The following is a 23,229-nucleotide window of genomic DNA, read 5'->3' as shown; positions in this document are numbered from 1 at the left end:
TTGAGGAAGATATGTATGCTATCATTTTAAACGAAGGTTCGCTTTCTACTCTGAAAGCTCCTACATTGCATGAATCTAGTGTACCCAAACTTTAGATTATGTAGAGAAATGGAACCACTGTAGGGTTTCATTTCTCATGTTTGAATCAGTTGATGGTAATTATGTTTCCGCATTTCATAATTATTATCAGTGATATATGTAAGGCATCCATATGAAAATAAGAGGCTGTTCAAAGGTTTTCCGTACTTTTGGGCAGCCTCACCCCGTTAAAAGGACGATACTTTATGTATCGTCCTTTTTGTATAAAAAAACATCCAATCAATTGAGAGATTGATTGGATGTAAAAACATTATTAATAATGTTTTTTGCGTTTTGTAGCTAAAATACTTAATAATCCAGCTAGTAGAAGGACGATACCTACTGTTTGTGTAGGGTCTTCTTTATGACCTGTATTTGGAAGGTGTTTATCCGTATTTCGATCATCTTGCTGTTTGTTATCCGTTTCATTTGATGTTTCTTCGGAAGTTCCGTTTTTGTGTTTCTCAGATGTTTCATTGCCTTTGTTTTCTTCTTTATTTGGAGGAGTAACTGGCTTGTCATCTCCACCTGACGAAGATTCAATCTTTTTATTTGAAACTGTAATTTGTAGTGGTGTAGCTTGGGCTTTATCAATTGTAAAGTTTATTGGTGATGCATCTAATTGATAGCCTTTAGGAGCCTGTGTTTCTACTAATTGATAATTACCAGGTTTCAAATCATTTACGATTACTTTTCCGTGTTGGTCTGTTTTTAAACCTTCTCGGATGATTTTTCCATCTTGGTCTAAAATATTGAAAATGGCACCTTCAAGTGTTCCATGGTGATCAATATCAACTTTAGTTAACTCAATTGAACCTGTTGTTAAACTATTTAAAGCTGTAACAGAGGTAATCTGAGATTGTCCTTTCGTAATTGTGAAAGGAATTGGTTTAATGTTTAAATCATAGCCAGTTGGAGCTTTCGTTTCAATGAACTGATAATCTCCTGGGCGTAAATCAGAAACAGAAATCTTCCCATCTTTATCAGTAGTTAAATCAGAATGAACATCTTTACCGTTCATATCTACAATTTTAAAGATAGCCCCTGCAAGAGTAGTACCATCGATGTCATCAACTTTAGTTAATTCAACTGCGCCTTTAGTTAAGCTGTTAGTAGCAGTAACAGAAGCTTTAGCAGTTTGACTCTTTTCAATAGTAAACTTGATAGGATTTTGATTTAAGTCATAATGCTTAGGAGCTTTCGTTTCAATGAACTGATAATCTCCCGGACGTAAATCAGAAACAGAAATCTTCCCATCTTTATCGGTAGTTAAATCAGAACGGACATCCTTGCCGTCCATATCTACAATTTTAAAGATTGCTCCTTCAAGAGTAGTACCATCGATGTCATCAACTTTAGTTAATTCAACTGCGCCTTTAGTTAAGCTATTCGTAGCAGTAACAGAGGCGATTTTTTCTTGGCCTTTTTTAACTGTGAACTTAATAGGTGTTTTGTTTAAGTCATAGTGTTCAGGAGCTTTTGTTTCGATAAACTCATAGTCTCCTGGCGGTAATTCATCCACAACTAAACGGCCGTTTTTATCAGTAGTTAAATCGGTACGAACATCGTGTCCATCCTTATTAACAATTTTAAATACTGCACCTTCAAGTGTTGTGTTTTGCTTGGCATCATCAACTTTAATTAACTCAACACTACCTTTCGTTAAGCTATTAATAGCTGTAACGAAGACATGCTTTGTTTGACTTCTTTCGATTGTGAACTTAATTGGTTCTTCATTTAAGTCGTAATGTTTAGGAGCTTTTGTTTCAATAAATTGATAGTCTCCTGGTTGTAAGTCTTTAGCGATGATTTTTCCGTCTTTATTGGTAACTAAATTCGTACGAATGTCGTTACCGTTCAGATCAGTAATTTTAAATGCCGCACCTTCTAGCATTTCTTTCTTATCTATAGAGTCAACTTTCGTTAATTCCACGCCACCTTTTGTTAGGCCATTCTTAGCAGTAACAGAAGCGTGAGTTAGTTGACTTCTTTCGATAGTGAAGCTAATAGGTGTTTTATTTAAATCGTAATCTTTCGGAGCTTTCGTTTCAATGAATTGATAGTCTCCTGGGCGTAAGTTCGTAGCAGTAATCTTACCATCTTTATCAGTAGTTAAATCAGTGCGAACAATTTTACCTTTCGCATCGATGATGTTAAACACTGCATCAGAAAGTTTTGTATCTGGATTTATATCATCCACTTTTACTAATTCTACAGCACCCTCAGTTAAGCTATTTGTAGCAGTAACTTGGAGCTTTTCTTTTTGGCTTTTCTTAATTGTAAACTTAATAGGTGTACTATCTAATTTATAGTGTTCAGGAGCTTTCGTTTCAACAAACTGATAGTCCCCAGGACGTAAATCAGAAACAGAAATTTTTCCGTGTACATCTGTTGTAAGCTCAGTACGAATGTCGTTACCATTCAGATCAGTAATTTTAAATACCGCATCTTTAAGAGCAGTACCATCTACATCATCCACTTTAGAAAGTTCCGCAGCGCCTTGCGTTAAGCTATTTGTAGCTGTAACGGAGATAGGATCAGCTTGGCTCTTTGTAATTGTGAATGGAATCGGCTCTTTGTTTAAATCGTAGTGTTTCGGAGCCGTTGTCTCGATGAATTGATAATCACCAGGACGTAGGTCAGAAACGCTAATTTTACCTTGTTGATTCGTAACAAGATTTTTGCGAATTACAGTACCATTCATATCCACAATTTTAAATACTGCGCCTTCAAGAGTAGTGCCATCGACGTCATCCACTTTAGAAAGTTCCACGCCGCCTTTTGTTAAACTATTTTTCATAGTAACGGTAGCAATATCTTTTTGGCTTTTTTCAATTGTAAATATAATTGGTTTTTTGTCTAAATCATAGTGTTCAGGAGCCGTTATTTCAACGAATTGATACGTACCAGGACGTAAGTTTTCGATAACGATTTTACCTTCGCTGTTTGTTTTTAAATCTGTTTTAAGTACTTTGCCATCTTGATCCAGTAAATTAAATACCGCATCAGCAAGTTTTGTTTGAGTGTTTAAATCATCAACTTTAAGTAATTCGATACTACCTTGTTTTAAGCTATTTGTAGCAGTTAAAGAAATAGCTTTCTTCTGTCCTTTTTCAATAGTAAATTTGATTGGTGTTTCATCTAAAACGTAATGCTTAGGAGCTTTCGTTTCGATAAATTGGTAATCACCAGGACGTAGGTCGTTAATTTCGATTATTCCTTGTTCATTTGTAACAAGGTCTTTATGAACTACATCACCGTTCATATTAACAATTTTAAATACTGCATCTTTAAGAACAGTGCCATCAACATCGTCTACTTTAGAAAGTTTAACTGCACCCTTTGTTAAAGCATTTGTAGCAGTGATATGAAGAGTTTCAGTTTGGCTCTTTTTAATTGTAAATACGATAGGTTTTTTATATAAATCGTAATGTTCAGGAGCAATTGTTTCAACGAATTGATACGTACCAGGACGTAGATTTTCAACAACAATTTTACCTTCAGCATTTGTTTTTAGGCCTTCTTTAACTAGCTCTCCGTCTGCATCTAATAAATTAAATACGGCGTTAGCAAGTTTTGTAGTTATATCAATATCGTCAATCTTTGTTAGTTCAACGCTACCGTTTTTCAAAGCATTTTTGCCTGTAACATTGATCTCTTTCGTTTGACTTCTTTCAATTGTAAATGGAATCGTTGTTTCATCTAATACATAGTGCTCAGGAGCTTTTGTTTCAATGAACTGATAGTCTCCAGGGCGTAAATCAGAAACAGAAATTTTACCGTGTTTATCTGTAACAAGATTCGTATGAACTTCCTTACCATTCATATCAACAATCTTAAAGATTGCACCTTCGAGCATCGTACGATCGATGTCATCAATTTTTGTTAATGTTACTGCACCTTTCTTTAAACTATTAGTAGCAGTAACAGTAATATTCTCTTTTTGACTTTTTTCGATAGTGAACGGAATAGGGTCTTTGCTTAAGGTATAGTCTTTTGGAGCTTTTACTTCAATAAATTGATAGTCTCCAGGACGTAAATCAGAAGCAGAAATTTTACCGTTTTTATCAGTTGTTAAACCTTTGCGAATTACCTTTTTAGTATCATGAGCGTCAACGATTATAAATTCTGCACCTTCAAGAGTAGTGCCATCAACATCATCAACTTTTGTTAAAGTGACGCCACCTGTAAGTAAACTATTTTTTACAGTAACAGGGATAGGAAGATCTTCCTTACTACCTTTTTTAATTGTGAACTTAATAGGTGTTTTGTCTAATTTATAATGTTCAGGGGCTTTTGTTTCGATAAATTGATAATCCCCTGGTGCTAAATCAGGAATAACTAATACTCCGTAATCATCTGTTGTTAAATCTTTCATAATTTCTTTGCCAGTTGCATCTTGCAATGTGAATACAGCGCCGGCAAGAGCTTTACTACTTTCCACATCATCTTCTTTAATAAGTTTAACTTTTCCTTTCGTTAAACTATTTTTAAATGTAAGTGGAAGGAGTTTTTGTTGTCCTTTTTCGATTGTAAATTCAATTGGTTCTACATTTACATCGTAATAAGTTGGAGCCTTTGTTTCGATAAGCTTATAGTTACCAGGACGTAAGTCATCTACAACTAGCATTCCTTTACTATTCGTAACAAGGTCCGTACGAACATCTTCATTAGTATCTCTATTAACGATTTTAAATACTGCACCTTCAAGTGTTTCCTTTTCATCTGCAGCATTCACTTTTGTTAACTCAATACCGCCTTTTGTTAAGCTGTTTTTAGCGGTAACAGTAGCCTGAGTTGTTTGACTTTCTGTAATCGTAAATTTAATTGGTTTTGTATTTTTGTCGTAATACTTCGGTGCTGTTACTTCGATAAATTTATAATCGCCAGGGCGTAAGCCAGTAGCGATAGCTTTACCATCCGCACCAGTTTTTACATTTTCGCGAATAACTTTCTTTTCATCATTTGCATCAACAATTTTAAATACAGCGCCTTCAAGAGCTGTACCATCGATATCATCAACTTTTGTTAATTCAACATCTCCTGGTTTTAAAGCATTTTCAGCTTTCACAAGTAGAGTTTCTTTCTGACTTCTATCGATTGTAAATTCAATAGGTTCTGCTCGTAAAACGTAATGTTCAGGAGCAGCTATTTCAATAAATTTATACGTACCAGGACGTAGGTTACTAACTTTAACTTTACCGTGTTTATCAGTAGTTAAGTTAGTGTGAGGGGAAACGTCATTATTATTTGTATCGACAAGTTTGAATACTGCACCTTCTAGTGGTTTTTTCTCACCAAACTCATCAACTTTTAATAATTCAACCTCGCCCGTTTTTAAGCTATTATTTGCCGTAACAGTAGCAAGAGCTTGTTGGCTTTTATCAATTGTAAACTCGATAGGGTTTGTACTTAATGTATAATCCTTAGGAGCTTCTGTTTCGATAAATTTATAAGCACCAGGCTCTAAATCTTTAACGGTAACTTTTCCATCTGAACCTGTTTTTATATTTTCACGAATTACTTGTTTCTCGTCATTCGCATCGACAATTTTAAATACAGCACCTTCAAGGGCAGTGCCATCGACATCATCGACTTTCGTTAAAGTGACACCACCTTTAATGAGATGATTTGTCGCTTTAACAGTAAGTGCTTTCTGTTGGCTCTTTTCAATTGTAAATTTAAGTGGTTTTTTATCTATTTCATAATGTTCAGGAGCTTTCTCTTCAACAAATTGGTACTCTCCAGGAAGTAAATTTTTCGCTTCGATTTGTCCGTTACCATTTGTCGTTAATTTGGTATAACCAGGAATTCTTTTGTTATTTCGGTCCCGTACACTAAATACTGCACCTTCTAAAGTATTACCCTCTTTATCAACTTTTGTTAGGATAACTGAGCCTCTAATCAAGTTGTTTTGGGCCTCTTTATTAATTACTGTTGTTTGATCTTCCTCGATTGTAAATTCAATAAGTCGATCATCTAATTGATAATGTTCAGGAGCCTTTATTTCTTTTAAGTAGTAAGTTCCTGGTTTTAAATTATCTACAGTAATTTGTCCTTTATCATTTGTTATTAATTCTTTATGTTCAGGAATGACATTATGGTTTTGATCAAGCAGAGAGAAAACTGCATTTTTAAGCTTTTCTTTGTTATGAGCATCAGTCTTTGTAAGTACTACTTTTCCAACAAATTTCTCGTTTTTAAGAGTATATGTTGTAGTTTCTTCTGCACCAAGCTTAACAAGTTTACCTGCTTTTAATTCTTTACTAATGACATAGCCATCAAGAGTTTTCATTTCTCTAAGCAGATATTCATCGCGTTTTAAGTTGTTAAACTGAGCGATACCATTGTCGTCTGTTGTAATTGTTCGAATAGCAGTTGTACCTGTGCGATCGAATAAAGTAAATACTACGCCAGATAAAATTTTATTTGGATCTGCATTATCTACTTTTTTAATTTGAAGGTTTCCGCGTCCCTTAGTAGCAGAACCGCCTCCAGATCCAGAAGATACTTTAACTACTATTTCTTCAATTTTTTCAGTTTCTGTTAATTTTAAACTATTACCAGTAATCTTCGCTTTATTGCTTACCTTTTCATTATTGTCTGCATTAATGAGTGAACGGTATTCTAAAATATAAGCTCGATCAATAGTATGAAGAAATTCAATTGTAAATTGTTGTTTCCCCGTATTGTTGTCTGTTGTTATTTTGAGTTTATAGTCTTTTCCTTCTTTTAATTCGTTTGTTGTATCTTTCGTTAAAGTGCCATCCACGGCTACTGTTGTCCCATATAGGTGGAATGACTTTTCATCGAGAATTTGATTGTCTGTCGGATCGTCTGTTACGACAGCATTTTCAATCGTTGATTGACTTGCATTAATAGAAACGCTCCAATCAATGTACTTGTCATTTTGTTTTGCTTTTTTCGTAACGCCGCTACCACCATTTTTGATCTCGAATGCACCATGAATATTGGCGATAGTTTCCGATCCATCTTTTAATTTGGCGTAATTATCATAGCGCTTATTAATTTCTTCACCTGCAAGTGAAGTTTTAAAGCTGATATGGTACGCTGTTTTAATTTCATTTTTAAAATGAATCGTTAATGTATTTTTATTATCTTTCGTTGCATTTTCTACCGTATATTCGTCAGGGGAAACAAGTGCCCCTAATTTATAACCGTCTGCACCACCAGTTAATTCCATATGATGAATCTCAATGGAGTCTGGTATAAGTTTTTGATTGTTTTCTAGTACGTCAACGATAGAAGGGTCTTTAATAGTCCTGTTATTATAGTTAAACCCTATGTCCCATTTGATTTCTTTCGTTTGGGCATTGTAAGAACCGTATTTAAATCCGTTTCCTTTTGTATAGCCGTCAGGATTGAATCTATCATGAGATTTACTATTTTTATCGTTCCCATTTATATCTTTCCATGATAACTCAGCTGTATTTTTGAATGATTTATTATCATCCTTTTTAGATAGAGTCTCGTAATTAAAGTCTGTTGTGTACGTGATGGTTAAAGTTTTATCCATATTAGACTTATAACTACCAGCTAGTGTTACTTTGAATCCGTCAGCTGTTACATCAAGTGTGTAATCAGAGTCTAATTTCAGTTCAGTTGATCCATCAGTAATTTTGAAACTATCTTTTTGTAATGTAAGTCCACTATAGTCAAACGTATCAGTGATAACAGCATCATTTAACACGTAATTGTTATCATTTACAATAATTGTCCATTTCGTTGTTTTCTTATTGTAATCTGTATCGTTTGCATTTTTATTATGTTTCTTTATGATGTTTTGTTGTTGTAATGTAACTTTGTTTGTTTTACTCCATTTTCCATCTGCAATAATTGTATTTTCGATTTCGCCATCTTGTATAACATCATTCTTGGCTTTCGATGTATAAGTAATAACATAGGCACTATTAATATCTTCATTAAATTGTAAATCAAATCCCTCATCGGTTTCTTTTACAGTAAAGTTTGTGGCGTTGTCACCTGTAACAAGTTTTCCGTTATTATCATAAGAAGCATTTTTAACCACGATAGAACTTGCATCAACTTTATGAGATTTGTCCAAGATGTCTTTTAAAAGCGCATCAGATTGTTTAATATCTCTTTGATCACCGTTGAAAGTAATTGTCCATTCAATTGTTTGTGTTTTTGGATTATATTTACTAGTTTTCTCTAGATGTGTACCGCGTGAAACAGTTACAGTTGCATTTGCGGATACATCTCCTTGATTCTTGCTGGATACTTTTGCTTCATTTTTGAAACTAGTAACACTTTCGTCAGTAATTTTTGTCGCATATTCAATTTGATATGCTTTTTTCGTTTCATTTTTAAAAGCGATATTTAATTTATCGGAGGATGAAGTGAGTGTATATTCTTCTTTACTAACTTCGGCTCCACGAGTCGTTTTCCCGTTAATATCTACTTCTAACTCATAAACCTTAATAGAATCTTCATTGAGACTGGCTCCATTTGGAATATTGTCTTGGAAGACAGCGTTTGTAAGAATGTCTTTTGTTTTGTTCATTTCGACTGTCCAATTGATTTGATTCGTATTAATCGGTCTATCAGGTATACCTTTTTTATTCATAGATTTCTTTACATTAGGTTTGAAATCAAGCTCGATAATAACGTCTTGTTCTTTAATTGGGAAAGGAATTTTTTGTTCCGTAGTCCCTTTAATTTTTGTTTTATTGAATTCCGTACCAACTTTTAAATGACCATCTATATTAGGATTGTCTTCAACGTACTCGTTAAAAGTCATAGTTACTTTTCCGTTTAAGTCAACAACGAACGTCCCAATTTCATGTCCTGTTCCATCAACTAAAGGCTGTGTAATGGTGTTGTGGACGATAAAATATTCCGGAAGTTGGAAAATATAGTAATCTCCCTTTTTTACTTTTAATGATTCTAAAACTTCCCATGTAAAATCGATATTGGCAGCAGAATCAGGATTTGGACGATTATCTGTATCATTAAATGGTTTTCCGTCTTTATCTGTTAATTTTACGCTTGTTAAAATATTTTCTTTAATTTGCTTAGGTGATGGGTCTGGATTTTCAACAGGTTGCCCTGTTGTGTTATCACCAGGGTTCTCAGTAGGTTGCTGTGTCCCGCCATCTTTTGGCTGTTCCGTAGGCTGCTGAGGATTCCCGTCTTTCGGCTGTTCCACAGGTTGCTGAGTGTTCCCGTCTTTTGGTTGTTCCGCAGGTTTCTGCTGTGTCTCACCATCTTTTGACTGTTTCGCAGGCTGCTGAGGATTCCCGTCTTTTGGTTGTTCCGCAGGTTTCTGCTGTGTTTCACCATCTTTTGGCTGTTCAGTAGGTTGCTGTGCGTCACCGTTCTTTTGCTCTTCGGTAGTCTGCTTAGCATCATCACTATTAATAGTAGGTGAAGTAGGGTTATCTACTTGAACAGGAACTGAGATAGTCTTAGCTACTGTACCTAGAGGGAAAGTGAGTGGGACGGCTTTTATGCCAGGTTTTAAATCTGGATTGAATACAGTGTCAAATTTAATTTTTCCCTTAACACCTTTTGAATCTTTTACTGAATCGTTAAAGACTATTTTCATTTTGTTATCGTTTGCCGTAACAAAATATTGACCAATAATTTGTTGATCTGCCATCAAGTTTCCTTGTTGGTCATTTTTTACTTTTAATGCGTTAGGTATTTGAAGAACTGTTGCATCTTTTTCTTGTGCAATTTGATGATCTTTTATTGACCAAGCATATTCTAGGTGAATGATTGATCCTGCATTTATTAAGTTTTTAGGATTTAATGCTTCGTCAATAATATGATTCGTTGCATCTTTCATTTCAACAGTGTCAAATAAGGAATCTCCTGTTAAGGTTTCCGCTTTTACTTGATTGTATGGAAAACTAGCAAGTTGCGAAAATAGTACGAATACAATTAAACATACATTGAAAAGTTTTTTCATTTTTCCTCCTCTGAACATTCATTTGTCCATTGGGGACTTATTCCACATGAACAAATGGAATATAAAAAGTATTTTTTATAAGCTATTTACTTTTTGCTATCCCTCCGTTTCTATACGCGTTCTCAGACAAGTAGGATTATGTTCAAAGTAATATTATTTAACGTAAAACAAAATGTATATTTACACAGTTCTGTGGAAATATACACAATTCGACAAAAAATGTCGAAAAAAATACTGATATTAAAGAATGATATCAGACCTTTATATGTGAGATAGTTTTCATGTATATCTAGTAAAAAAGAATGGTTATAAAGGTAAGTTTTACGATACATACTAACCAATGTAGTGTATCCCTTTGTGAAGGCTTATTTTTGCCTTAAAGTTATGTGGAGATAAAAAGCTAGATAGGGTTGGTTTTGGTCAGAATGAAGACAATATGTACTTTGAAAATAGTCATTTATTTTGTCTAAAGAGAGTTGTGCGATTAGTGGACCGAAGTTGAAAGATGATAGTTTCTTACATTGTTAGAGGAATATAAGAATTACAGAATATTCGACTAACACGTTACTACGGTCATTTTTGAGACTGTTTAAACAATAAGAAAGAAGGTGTTTTACTCCTTAGTTACAATATCTTTTTAGTAAAGATAAGCTTAAGTAACCTCCGCTAAAGATTATATACTTAAATGATAAAGAGTTCAACAGTAGTTCACATATTTTCCCAAAAATAAAAACGGCTGTTTTATGTGGAATAAATCTACAAAACAGCCGTTTTTGGTATTAGATTTCTGTTAAAATTATTGGTTCGCCGCGCGTTACGACAACGGTATGTTCACATTGTGCAACAAGACTTTTATCAGGTGTAACGAATGTCCAGCCGTCGTCACCACGTTCAATAATATGATCAGCTTTCATAGAGATGAACGGTTCTACAGCGATAACAAGACCGTCTTTTAGAAGCGCATTATCCATTGGATCATAGTAACTTAAAATGTGATTTGGTGCTTCATGTAAGCTAAGACCAATGCCGTGACCAGTTAAGTTTTGAATAACATTGTATCCACTTTTATGTGCAAAGTTTGAAACAGCACGACCAATTTGATTTTGTTTTGAGCCAGCTCTAACCTTTTTCATTGCTGCCCAAAATGCATCAACCGCTGCTTGGCAAAGCTTTTCTTTTGCTTCGTCTTCTCCAAGAACAAATGAGATACCTGTATCTGCATAATAGCCATCAAGTGCAGCAGATACATCGACGTTTACTAAGTCGCCTTCTTTTAATACGCGATCTCCTGGAATACCATGAGCAACTTCCTCATTTACACTAATGCAAGTTACACCTGGGAAATCATATTCTTTTTCAGGTGCAGAAATAGCACCATGCTCATCTAATACTTTTTTACCGATCAAATCAAGCTCTTTCGTTGTCATACCTGGCTTCGCTTCTTTTTTCATTTCTTCACGTGCAAGCGCAACGATGCGGCCGATTTTTCGTAAGCCTTCTAAATCTTGTTCATTACGAATAATCATGAAAACCACTGTCCTTCCTCGAATATATATCTTAACCGATTGTATCATGTTTATTTTCGTCCTGCTACTCGCTTGCGGTATGCAGCTTGATTCCTCTCATAAAGAATACATGACAATTGTCATATCGATGTCATGACGCATCATACTGTTTCCTAAGTTTTCCAAGTAATACAATGTAAATATAAGAAACAGCGGGGGTGGAGAGATGGAAAAGATTATTGAAGTAAATGGTGTTTCTAAAACATTTAAACATAAAAACGCAGTAAATAATGTTTCATTTCATGTAAATAAAGGGGAAATAGTAGCGTTACTTGGTCCGAATGGTGCGGGGAAAACAACGACGATGTCGATGATGCTTGGATTAAAGGACCCGACAGAAGGTAAGGTCTCTATATTTGGAAAGAGTCCAAAGCATAGAGATGTTCGTAATAGCCTCGGTGCGATGCTGCAAGAAGTAAGTGTCATTGATAGTATTACGGTGGAAGAGGCAATCGAGTTATTCCGTAGTTATTATACGAATCCTATAGCGAAAGAAACGTTACTGCAGTTATCAAATTTAGAATCAGAGCGAAAGCAAAGATGTGAGAAGTTATCAGGTGGGCAAAAAAGAAGGTTGAATTTTGCGCTTGCACTTGCGGGAAATCCAGATTTGTTATTTTTAGATGAGCCGACAGTCGGAATGGATATTACGTCTCGAAGAATGTTTTGGGAAACGATTCGAAAGTTAGCAAGTGAAGGGAAAACAATTATTTTAACGACGCATTATTTAGAAGAAGCAGATGCTTTAGCAAATCGTATCTTATTATTTGCGAACGGAAAGATTATCGCAGATGGTACACCAGACGAAATGAAAGCGACGATTTCGCGAAAAACAATCACATTTTACTCGAAGGAAAGCATTCCTACAAAATTACTAAAGGGATTACCAAATGTAACAGAAGTTAAGTCAAACGAAGGACGCTTCATTTTAACAACAGAGGATACGGATGCAACTTTAAAAGCCATTTATCAAAGGAGTTTACCTGTAACAGATGTTTCAGTTGAACGTGGAAGCCTTGATGAAGCATTTGAACAGTTCGTCGCAAATCAGAAGGGGGAAATCGCATGAGAGCGTTATGGATGCAGTGTAAAATAGAAATTTTACGTACATTTCGCAATAAATTATTTATCTTTTTCTCATTATTAATGCCTGTTATGTTTTACTACATTTTCACAAATGTTGTTCAAGTACCACAAAACGGAGATGCGTGGAAAGCACACTATTTAATTTCGATGGCAACTTTCAGTATTGTAGGGACTGCACTCTTTAGTTTCGGTGTGAGACTTTCTCAGGAAAGAGGGCAAGGATGGACACATCTTTTGAAAATCACACCACTTCCAGAGGGTGCGTATATAACTGCTAAAATTATTGCCCAAACAGTGGTGAATGCTTTTTCAATCTTAGTTATTTTTATAGCAGGGATATTGATTAATCATGTTGAGTTAACAGTAGGGCAATGGATTGGTGCGGGGTTATGGTTATTGTTAGGGGTAACACCATTTTTAGCATTAGGAACAGTAATAGGTTCCATTAAGAAGGCGGACGCAGCTGCTGGCTTAGCAAATATCTTAAATATGAGTTTAGCTATAGTTGGCGGGTTATGGATGCCGATTGAAGTATTCCCCAAAATATTAAGAACGATTGGTGAATGGACACCGACATACCATTTCGGAAGTGGTGCGTGGGATATTGTAGCTGGAAAATCAATTGGATGGGAAAATATCGCGGTATTAGGAGGTTATTTCCTTATATTTGTTGTAGTATCAATATATATAAGAAAAAGACAGGAAGCGGTATAAATGATAGAGAAGAAGAGGATTGAGATTTTTCCGAAACATATGGGATTCTTCCCGTATATGTGGTTTGTTTATCTATTATTTCCAATTTATCACTTAGCGCAGGCATCAGGATGGAAGCTTGTAATAGGAAGCGGTATGTTGATAATTTTTATCGTCACATACCGTCAGCTTTATTTTGTTCAGAGGACGTTTGTTTTTTGGGCGTGTATTCAAATGGTACTCATCTTTTTATTTGCTTTATTTTATAATCCTTTTATGATATTTTTTGGCTTTTTCACAGCAAGTGCGATGGGATTTGCGCCAAATAAGAAAGTATTTCGAGTGCTGTTATGTTCGTTAGTTATAATGCTTGGAGCATTTTTATTTGTAAATATGAGTCAACTAACAACTACAAGTTTAGTAAATATCGTTCCGATGTTTATTTTAATGCTTCTTACGCCATTTGGTATGCGCAATTTTAATCAGAAAAAGATGTTAAGAAATCAATTAGATGAAGCAAACGAGCAAATTAAAGACTTAGTAAAACGTGAAGAACGGCAGCGGATTGCAAGAGATCTTCATGACACATTAGGGCATACGTTATCTCTTATTACTTTGAAAAGCCAGCTCGTTGAGAAGTTAATTGTGAAAAATCCAGAGCGTGCAAGTGCGGAAGCGAAGGAAATTACACAAACGTCTCGTACAGCCTTAAAACAGCTGAGAGAATTAATTTCTGATATGCGTATGATTACGGTAGAAGAAGAGCTAGAGCAAATAAAAGCGATCTTACAAGCAGCTAATATTGAATTAGAAGTGAGGCAAGAAGCCAGCTCGAGTTCGTTATCACCAATTGAACAAAATATTGTCGGGATGTGTTTACGTGAGGCTGTTACGAATGTTGTAAAACATAGCAAGGCAACGCGGTGCACAGTTTCTGTATTAGAATCGCAAGGTGAGCTGATTTTGAAAGTAAAAGATAACGGAATCGGTTTAACAGATCAAAATCATGATGGAAATGGTATCCGCGGCATGAAAGAACGAATTGCTCTTATTGATGGATTTGTTGAACTAGGTACAATCAATCCAGGGACGTTGTTAACAGTAAAAGTTCCAGTTGTAATTAGAACAGGAAAAGATGAGGTGAGGGCATGATTCGAATTATTATTGCAGAAGATCAACGGATGCTTCGTGGTGCATTAGGGGCCCTACTTGATCTAGAAGATGATATCGAAGTAATTGGGCAAGCGGCAAACGGGGAAGAGGCGCTAAAATTAATTGAATCGTTAAAACCGGATATAAGTATTATGGATATTGAAATGCCGATTCAAAGTGGATTAGATGTTGCTGAAGCGTTAAAAAAAGAAAAATCATTATGTAAAGTAATGATTTTAACAACATTTGCACGTCCGGGATATTTTGAAAGAGCAATGAAAGCTGGTGTGCACGGCTATTTATTAAAGGATAGCCCAAGTGAAGATTTAGCGGCAGCAATTCGTAATGTAATGAAGGGGAAACGAGAGGTCTCCCAAGATTTAATGTTTGGCTTATGGCAGGAGCAAAATCCGTTGTCAGATCGCGAAAAGGAAGTATTGTTGCTTGCGAAAGAAGGAAAGACGGCAAACGAAATTGCGAAGGCACTTTATCTTTCGCCGGGTACAGTACGTAATTATATTTCTGAAGTATTAGCGAAGCTCGATGCGAAAAATAGAATTGAGGCAATTACAATTGCGGAAGAAAAGGGTTGGATATAAAAAGAAGGTTACCTATGAGAGGTAACCTTCTTTTTATAATTATTGTATTTCTATTACTTGATTTACTTTTTGTAACGACTTGTAACCATGTGCTTCAAATGCCTTTGCAAATTCATTTGATACGGCAGTGCCATATAAATCTTTTGCAGCTTGTACGATATGAGATTGAAGTGATTCAAAGTCTTCAGCGGAAGTTGCGTAATTTTGCAATGCACGCATAACAACTTTACTTACTTTTTCATTACCTTGTTTTTGAACAGCAACACCGTTATATGTTTTACCTTCAGCTAATTGATATAATACGTGACTAATAATACCAGAATTCACGTGTGATTCTTGATTATTACCATCGTTATAGAAATCTTGTAAATTTGTATATAGTTTATGGCCGCCGTCACCAATTTCCCCTGGGATATCACGAATTGTTAGGCCGCCTAATGTATCGCCCATAATCCAGTTTCCCTTATCTTTCTTTACGTAATATTCGATTTGTGTACCCCAGAAATCTGCTAATCCCTCGTTTAGTGCAGATGTTTCAGCACTTGGATATCTCACGACTTTATTTTTCGTCGTGCCACTGAATACAGCATGTCCAAATTCATGAGCTGTTACATCAAGAGCTGATGTTAGTTTTCCGTCTAAACCATCACCAAATACCATTTGGTTCCAAGCAGGATGCCAAAACGCATTTACATAGTCTTCTTTTACACCATCACTAACTTCAGTAGAATCAAAACCGTGTACACTAGCAACAACTTTTGAATCTTTATTGTCGTAACTTTTTAGATTATGTTCTTTCTTAAAGTAATCATAAATATCACTCATGTTCTTCATAGCGCCCGCGGCTTCTTTATCTGCAAAATTAGGAGTGCTACTTGAAATTAGTGTCCCTGGATAACCAGCTTGACTATATCCCCCGAGGGAATCGGCGTAGTTTGCATTATAAATATAAATACCATTTCCGCGTGATAAATCCGCTAAATAAAATTTTCCATCGGTTCCTTTGGCAATATTGAAAGAGATGTTTTCTTGAAGTGCATTTTTCCCAGTTCCTTGCTCACTTGCAGGGGATAATCTAGGTGATGTTACTTGATTTATAGTCTTATTCTCTTTGTTTTTAATGAATTTTTCTTGGAAAAGTACTTCGCCAGTTTTTAGATCAACGATAGCATTGCCATTTATAATCTGTTCATTGTTTTCATAAGTAAATGTAATAACAGTTGCGAATGTATAATAGCCATCTTTTTTCTTATAAACAACGGTTTCGCTAGAGAATTCTGTCTCAACTGCATCACTTGGAATTTGAACTATATCGCGTAATTTAGATTTTACTTCATTTTTCGACAAAAAATTTGTTATAGTAAGATTAGGTTGTTGATTTAAATTTTGAACAACTTTACCACTAACAGTTGTGATCACTCCATTTTTATCTACTTTTACAATGAGATCTTGGCCATATACTTTATAGTTTTTATATGTTTGTGCAAGGCGAACTTCGGTTTGATTTTCTTTGGTTTCTTTATTTGTAGGTTGGAAATCTACATTTTTTTCAGTAGTGACTTGTTCTTGTTGAGCTTTCGCCCCATTTACCTCACCCTTTAAATACTTTTTAGCAATATTTTCTTTCGTATCATTTTGAGGTTGTGTTAATTTCCCGATTGTTAAACCAGGCTGAGCAATTTCAACTTTGACTGCACTTTTGTCTAATTCTTGAGCATGAATAGCTTCTGTTGATAAAGGACAAAGAAGACCGAATGTAACGAAAGCACTAGCAAGTTTTCTATAATTCATCTATAACACTCCTAATCTATTATTGTATGTGAGATGAATTGTATGAAAAATTTGCCGAATTTTATATATATTATGCATTATTTCATATCAAAAATTGTCGAATTCACATTATTGTAGTGGTATGACAACTTAACAAATTAGATTGTTATAATGGGATGGTGAGTAAGTATGCACGCAGAGAAATTAGGAAGTGAAATTAAGAAAATTAGAGTGTTGAGAGGATTAACACAAAAACAGTTATCCGAGAACATATGTCATCAATCGGAAGTGAGCAGAATTGAATCGGGTGCAGTATACCCAAGTATGGATATATTGCAAGGTATTGCAGCAAAATTACAAGTTCCCATTATTCATTTTTATGAGGTACTCATTTATTCCGATATTGAGAGGAAAAAGCAGTTAAAAGATCAAATCATTATGCTTTGTAAGCAAAAGAAATATAAAGAAATTTATAATAAAGTATGGAATGAGTTGAAAAAGGAAGAATATCATCCTGAGTTTCAGCAATTTCTTCAATGGCAATATCATGTAGCAGCGTATGTATTGAAGAAAAGTGATTATGAATATTGTATTTTAGAATTAAAAAAATTGTTAAATCAACAATTAACTGGGATTGATGTGTACCAAAATCTTTATATAGAGAATGCAATTGCAAATATTTATGCTGAAAATGGTTACTTTAAGAAGGGCATGGAGTTATTTGAAGGTATATTAAAGCAATTAGAAGCATTACCTGAAAATAAAGAGTTTGATGTGAAGGTAAGACATAATTATGCGAAAACATTATACTTAGATAATCAATATGAAGGGGCTCTTTATCAAATAAATAAAGCTATTGAAATATCGTGTCGAATTAATAGTATGGCATTGATTGGGCAGCTATACTATCAAAAAGGTGAATGTTTAGAAAAGCTAGGCTATGATGAGACAGAGAGTGAAGAAGCTTATGAAAAGGCTTATTTCTTTTTTGATATATTAGAAATGCATACGTATAAAGAAAAATTTATGAAAAAAATGACGAAATAAAATAACGCAAAAACTAAATATGCATAATTGCATAATGTATGGATAAATTTTCATGATATATTAAAAGAAAAAATGTGGGTGATGGAATATGAAGAAACTACTTATCGGTAGTCTATTAACGTTAGCAATGACATGGGGTATTTCATTAGCGGATACAGCTTTAGAGAAAAGCCAAGTAATTTCTCATGATGATCAAGAGGTACAATTAGCTTCAGATATGCCTTTTGAGTTTTAAAAAAACAACCGTCTTATTTAGACGGTTGTTTTTTTATGGAGTAACATCCAAACGTCTTTACTAGAAACAGGTTTGCTAATAAAGAATCCTTGAATGTGATCACAATTTTGTTTATGTAAAAATTCCCATTCTTCTTCTGTTTCTACACCTTCTGCAATCACTTCTAAATTTAATTCTTTTGATAGTGTAATAATGGAAGAGACAATTGCTTCTTCTAAAGGACTAGTTGTAATTCCACAAATAAACTCTCGAGCAATTTTTAATGTGTTGATTGGATATTTTGTTAAATAAGCTAAAGAACTATAACCAGTTCCAAAGTCATCGATTGAAATTTGAATACCGAGATTTTGAAGTTGTTCTAGTTTTGCAACTACAGATTGATTTTGATTAATTGCGATGCTTTCCGTAATTTCAATATCTAGTGCTTCTGGTTTCAGTTCTGTTTCTTCCAACACCTTTGAAATAGTTGGGATTAAATCTGCATGGTTAAATTGAACAACAGATAAATTCACACCAACTTTTAAGTAAGAAAAACCTTGATTATGCCATCTTTTTGCCTCTAAACAGGCAGTACGTAAAATCCAATTACCAAGTTCAATAATAAAACCAGTTTCCTCTGCTAGGGGGATAAATTGGGCCGGAGATACGATACCGAGTTTTGGATGCTTCCAACGTATTAATGCTTCAAAACCGATAATTTGTTTTGTTTTTGTGCTTACTTGTGGCTGGTATTCAAGGAAAAATTCATTTTGTTGTAATGCTTTTGAAAGTTCACCTTCTAAGAATTGAATTTCATTTTGAGCGATACTCATTTCTTTTGAGAAGAAAACAAATCTGTTTTTTCCATTTGCTTTCGCACGGTACATAGCCATATCAGCATTTTTCATTAACTCATTTACATCAGTTCCATAATCAGGGTACATCGCAATTCCGATACTTGGTGTAATAGAGAGTTCTTCGCCTTGAATGAAGAATGGTTTGTTTAAAATAGTTAAAATCTGTTCAGCTATAAAAATTGCACTTTTTTCTGAGTACATTTCTGGTAATAGAATTGTAAACTCATCTCCACCTTGGCGAGCGACGACATCTTTTGAACGCAAGCAACCGCGTAATCTTTTTGCTACTTCAATTAATAATAAATCTCCGACGTCATGACCAAGTCTATCGTTAATTTTTTTAAATCGATCTAAATCAAGGAATATGACGGCGACATCATTTGCGTTAGTTTGGGCTGTATTTAAAATGGCTTTTAAATCTTTTTCGAACTTTCGGCGATTTGGTAATCCAGTAAGTGCATCGTGAAAGGCTAAATGTTCTACTTGTTTTTGTTTTTCATATAAAGTGGTAATATCACGCGCTATCCCAAACATTCCGACCACTTCTTTGTTTATAAAAGTAGGGATAAGTGTAATATGGAGATAATAATAATAGCCTTCTTGTTCTTTTGTACGAACTTCTAACGTTTGTGGCCTACCTTCCTTTGTAATTTGTAAAGCCTTCTTTAGTAGTTCGTGGTCTTTTGAATCAATGAAGTGTACCAGAGAATAGCTTGCCACTTCGCAATAATAGGCAGTAAATAAGCTTTCGCATGCCTTATTAGAGTGTTGAAAAATGCCATTCATATTTAAAGAGAAAACGGCATCGGGATGATCTTCGAATAAAGATTTATAACGTTGTTCACTTTTTGATAATGCAAATGCACCTTCTTCAACTTCATCCTCTAGTTGTGTAGTCAACTGTTCATATGTATGGATTAGTGCTTGATTATCTTTCCACATGTAAAGTTGCCGCAAGAATAACAAAATAAGTGATAATACGAGACCGATTAACATGAACTTATCATCCCAAGGTTGAATGATAATAAAAGAAAAAGTAATAATTATACTAAAATAAGGTAGTATAAAACGTACATAATCGAATCGATAATATTTTGTTTTCGTTTCATGCTGCATTGGTTTATCTAAAATATATAGTATGGAAGAAAGTCCAATTAATAAAATAGAAGCAGTGTGTATTAAATAATTAATTTCAGCAGAAGTTTTCATCCCAAAGTTCAATTGAAACAGATGAATATAACCGTATATGAGTATAATAGTGAAGCCGATAATTAATGCGATTCTACTAGAAGAATATTGTTCTCTTCTATATAGGCTAATAACGGCGTAAATTACTAATGATTGTGCAATGAAATACCCAATTAAAATCCAAGTATCCTTTGTTAACATGCGGAAACTTGAAAGATCTAAGATAAAAGTTAAGGTGAAATAAATGTTCATAATAATAATAAAGATGCTATCGAATGAAAATTGCGAAAGCCCCTTAATAGAGTAATTCTTTATAAACTTTATAGCAAATCCAACAAAGAGCAAAATATATTGTATGATAAAAAAAGGCAATGCTTTATATGAAAATATAGATTGATCATGTATGGAAAGTGAACTAAGAAATAGGGTTATCTCCATAATTAATCCACATAGGCAAGTACATAGTAATAAAATCCAAAATAGTTTATCACTGCGTTTCATTTTCTTAATAGCTTTATATAAACAGTGGCAAGAAAAAAGTGCAGCGAAACAGAATAAGAAAAGAATCCCAATTTCCTTTATATGTGACTCATTTGGAATAAAGAGTATCCAAAGAGCGAATATAGATATGTATATTATGACAAATTGTACATACTTTTTTTGACTAATCATATTATGACTCCGTTTCAATAAAGTTGAATCTCGGGGGAATGCTAATTTAAATAATAGCATATAAAATAGGATGTTTTTTACTATAAAAATTACTTTTTTGAAAAAATGGTGCAAAGTTACAATTTACCACTGTAACTTTGCACCACTTATTCTTTTAATTCCTCTTATAGCAGAAAGTTCATTTATTAATTGGAATAGTGCTAAGTCTTTTTGTTTACTTTCAATCATAATATCGAAATTATGATTGTTTTTTTTTGCAACGTGTAAGAAGGGCTTGATAAAATCTAAATCGATATATTCAGCATGAGCCCTAAATTCTTTTTCCGATCTCGGAGAGGAAATGTGAACTTTGGGAGAGATATTTGTATGTGACCAAGTTTCAAAAATTGCAGGAAGCAACTCTTCTAGTGGTTCCTCGCAAAGATTGGCCATATGATGATGATAATCAAATACAAATGGGATATTTTCTTTTTGGCAAATTGATAAAGTTTCAGAAGTTGTATATGTTTTATCATCGTTTTCAAGAGTCATTTGTTTTTTTATATGTGCAGGAAGTTTTTTTATGTTTTCATGGAAGCGCTCAATTGCCTTTTCTTTATTTCCATAGGCTCCACCTACATGAATATTAATGTAAGAGGAATCTGCAATGCCTATAGCATCTAATACTTTATAATGATAAGTCATATCCGTAATAGCGTTAGTAGTAATATGTGGCTTGTCGCTTGTAAATAGCGTAAATTGATTTGGATGAAAACTTATTCGTAAATTGTGTTCTTTAATTAAAGCTCCTATTTTACGCCAAAGTGGTGTGAATACCCCAATATAGTCAAACTCGACTTCGGGATGTGTTGCAAGTGGGACGATTGAAGACGATAGGCGATATAGTGGGATTTCATGCGCTATATTGTAATGTAGGATACGTATTGTGTGCTCTAAATTTTGCTTTATAACATGGTACAGTTTGTCTTCTCGCTCTTGCTTGCTGAGTTTCTTAAAGCTTGTAAACGTCATTGTTTTGGCAGGAGAACAGTCCCAGAGTGCCATTGCATGTGAGACATATCCAAACCGCATAATCATATAAGATACACCTCTTTTATTCATTGTCTTTCCTATAAAAGGAAAGCAAGCATTGTTCCAATCCATTCCTTTCCTCTATCGATAAGAGAAGTTGGGTTTACATCGCTATAGGAAAGTATGGATGCATTCTTTAGGTCTTCATGGAATTTATTTTTTACTGTTTGAACGAAATGTTTACTATATAACAGGCAGTTTATTTCATGGTTAATATATAAACTTCTCATATCAAAATTTGCTGTTCCGATATCACAAATATCATCATCCACTATAATAATTTTGGCGTGAAAAAACCCTTGTTGAAATGCATAAATATTGCAACCAGCCTGTATTAATTTTCGGCAGTACGGGAATTTTGCTTCTCGAACGAGAGGGTGATCAGCTTTTTCTGGAACAAGAATTGTGATTTGAACCCCTCTTTCTCTTGCTTTTAATAAGGCATTCATAATTTTTTTTCCAGGAATGAAATATGGTGTACCGATACAGATTTCTTTTTTTGCTCCGTTAATTAAATGTAAAAAAGTATGCTGTAAATAAGCACCATCAGTCGGAATAAATTGATGCAGTATGGTACCTGGGTTTTGTTTTGGAAAATAAAGAGAAGCATCCAATAAATCCTGTTTCGTATCATCAAACCAGTCATGCAAAAATTGCTTTTGTAAATCTTGAACCCCTTCTCCTGTAAGACGTAAATGATAGTCTCGCCATAATCCTAAATATTCATTATGCCCCAGATACTCTTCGCCGATATTAAATCCCCCGATATAGCCAGTTTTCCCATCAATTACTGTAATTTTTCTATGGTTTCTTTGATTGGCAGAAAAGAAAAGCAGAGGAAATTTTACCTTATGACAAAATGAAAAAGATACACCATGTTTTCGGAGGGAGTGAATAGCTTCGTTTGATAAAGAATGGCTGCCAAATCGATCAAGTAAAAGTCGTACTTCAATTCCTTCCTGAGCCTTATCAATCAGCAAATTTAAAAATTCACGACTGATTTTATCGTTTTTTACAATGAAGAATAAAATATGAATGTGGTGCTGTGCTTGTTTTATATCAGTAAATAAAGCGTCATACAAATCTTTCCCGTATGTATAAAGGTGAAAATCACTTTGACGTAAAGGGAAAGTGCGAGAGCTTACCCGTTTTAAATGAAGAAATCTCCCGTATGAAAGATCAATTGTAATCCAAAGAGCAACGGATATTAACAAAAGAGATAAGTAGAGCATCAGTGAATTCCCTCCTTCGCATTCTTTTCACCTTCAGTGTGTTACAAATG

12 protein-coding genes are annotated in these 23,229 nt (G+C 34.4%); 6 read left to right on the top strand and 6 right to left on the bottom strand.

The window, feature by feature from the left end:
* Positions 1-352 precede the first annotated feature (352 nt).
* Together AC3EMB_RS26605 and map are read right to left on the bottom strand one after the other, a co-directional pair.
* Positions 353-10,033, bottom strand: coding sequence for a SpaA isopeptide-forming pilin-related protein (locus tag AC3EMB_RS26605; RefSeq protein WP_488517384.1), 9,681 nt, complete (start codon positions 10,031-10,033; stop codon positions 353-355).
* Between the two features lie 779 nt (positions 10,034-10,812).
* Positions 10,813-11,607, bottom strand: coding sequence for a type I methionyl aminopeptidase (map, locus tag AC3EMB_RS26600; RefSeq protein WP_100910518.1), 795 nt, complete (start codon positions 11,605-11,607; stop codon positions 10,813-10,815).
* 157 nt (positions 11,608-11,764) lie between these two features.
* Here map and AC3EMB_RS26595 point away from each other — a divergent pair, with 157 nt between their 5' ends.
* Genes AC3EMB_RS26595 through AC3EMB_RS26580 form a run of 4 tightly spaced genes read left to right on the top strand, consistent with a single transcriptional unit; the run spans position 11,765 to position 15,128 of the window.
* Entirely contained in the window at positions 11,765-12,667 is a 903-nt protein-coding gene (locus tag AC3EMB_RS26595; protein ID WP_488517383.1) for an ABC transporter ATP-binding protein, read from the top strand.
* Positions 12,664-13,398: an ABC transporter permease gene (locus AC3EMB_RS26590; RefSeq protein WP_001202428.1), complete on the top strand. Its 735-nt coding sequence runs from the start codon at positions 12,664-12,666 to the stop codon at positions 13,396-13,398. The genes AC3EMB_RS26595 and AC3EMB_RS26590 overlap by 4 nt, the downstream gene beginning before the upstream one ends.
* The gene (locus AC3EMB_RS26585) at positions 13,399-14,529 is read left to right on the top strand and encodes a sensor histidine kinase (protein ID WP_488517382.1); all 1,131 of its coding nucleotides are present in this window, start codon (positions 13,399-13,401) and stop codon (positions 14,527-14,529) included. It begins immediately after the preceding gene.
* Entirely contained in the window at positions 14,526-15,128 is a 603-nt protein-coding gene (locus AC3EMB_RS26580) for a response regulator transcription factor (protein WP_071731523.1), read from the top strand. Before AC3EMB_RS26585 ends, AC3EMB_RS26580 begins: the two co-directional genes overlap by 4 nt.
* A 39-nt stretch (positions 15,129-15,167) precedes the next feature.
* On the opposite strand, the gene AC3EMB_RS26575 is transcribed toward AC3EMB_RS26580, so the two are convergent.
* Positions 15,168-16,919: a M4 family metallopeptidase gene (locus AC3EMB_RS26575; RefSeq protein ID WP_488517381.1), complete on the bottom strand. Its 1,752-nt coding sequence runs from the start codon at positions 16,917-16,919 to the stop codon at positions 15,168-15,170.
* Positions 16,920-17,087: 168 nt separating this feature from the next.
* Here AC3EMB_RS26575 and AC3EMB_RS26570 point away from each other — a divergent pair, with 168 nt between their 5' ends.
* Positions 17,088-17,945, top strand: a complete 858-nt coding sequence (locus AC3EMB_RS26570) for a helix-turn-helix domain-containing protein (protein ID WP_071731522.1) — start codon at positions 17,088-17,090, stop codon at positions 17,943-17,945.
* Positions 17,946-18,033: 88 nt separating this feature from the next.
* Positions 18,034-18,180, top strand: a complete 147-nt coding sequence (locus AC3EMB_RS26565; RefSeq protein ID WP_000734744.1) for a quorum-sensing peptide PapR — start codon at positions 18,034-18,036, stop codon at positions 18,178-18,180.
* A 17-nt stretch (positions 18,181-18,197) separates the two neighbouring features.
* Here the strand turns inward: AC3EMB_RS26565 and AC3EMB_RS26560 are convergent, their stop codons facing one another.
* The 3 genes from AC3EMB_RS26560 to cls all read right to left on the bottom strand — a co-directional run bounded on the left by AC3EMB_RS26560 (position 18,198) and on the right by cls (position 23,179).
* On the bottom strand, positions 18,198-20,876 hold the full coding sequence (locus tag AC3EMB_RS26560; RefSeq protein WP_488517380.1) for a DUF4084 domain-containing protein: 2,679 nt from the start codon (positions 20,874-20,876) through the stop codon (positions 18,198-18,200).
* 123 nt (positions 20,877-20,999) lie between these two features.
* Positions 21,000-21,953: a UV DNA damage repair endonuclease UvsE gene (gene uvsE, locus AC3EMB_RS26555; RefSeq protein WP_141241128.1), complete on the bottom strand. Its 954-nt coding sequence runs from the start codon at positions 21,951-21,953 to the stop codon at positions 21,000-21,002.
* A gap of 32 nt (positions 21,954-21,985) precedes the next feature.
* Entirely contained in the window at positions 21,986-23,179 is a 1,194-nt protein-coding gene (gene cls, locus AC3EMB_RS26550; RefSeq protein WP_340782158.1) for a cardiolipin synthase, read from the bottom strand.
* Positions 23,180-23,229: the final 50 nt, after the last annotated feature.

The sequence above is a fragment of the Bacillus sp. LQ16 genome (assembly GCF_057784645.1).
This window is presented reverse-complemented; position numbering and strand designations above follow the sequence as displayed.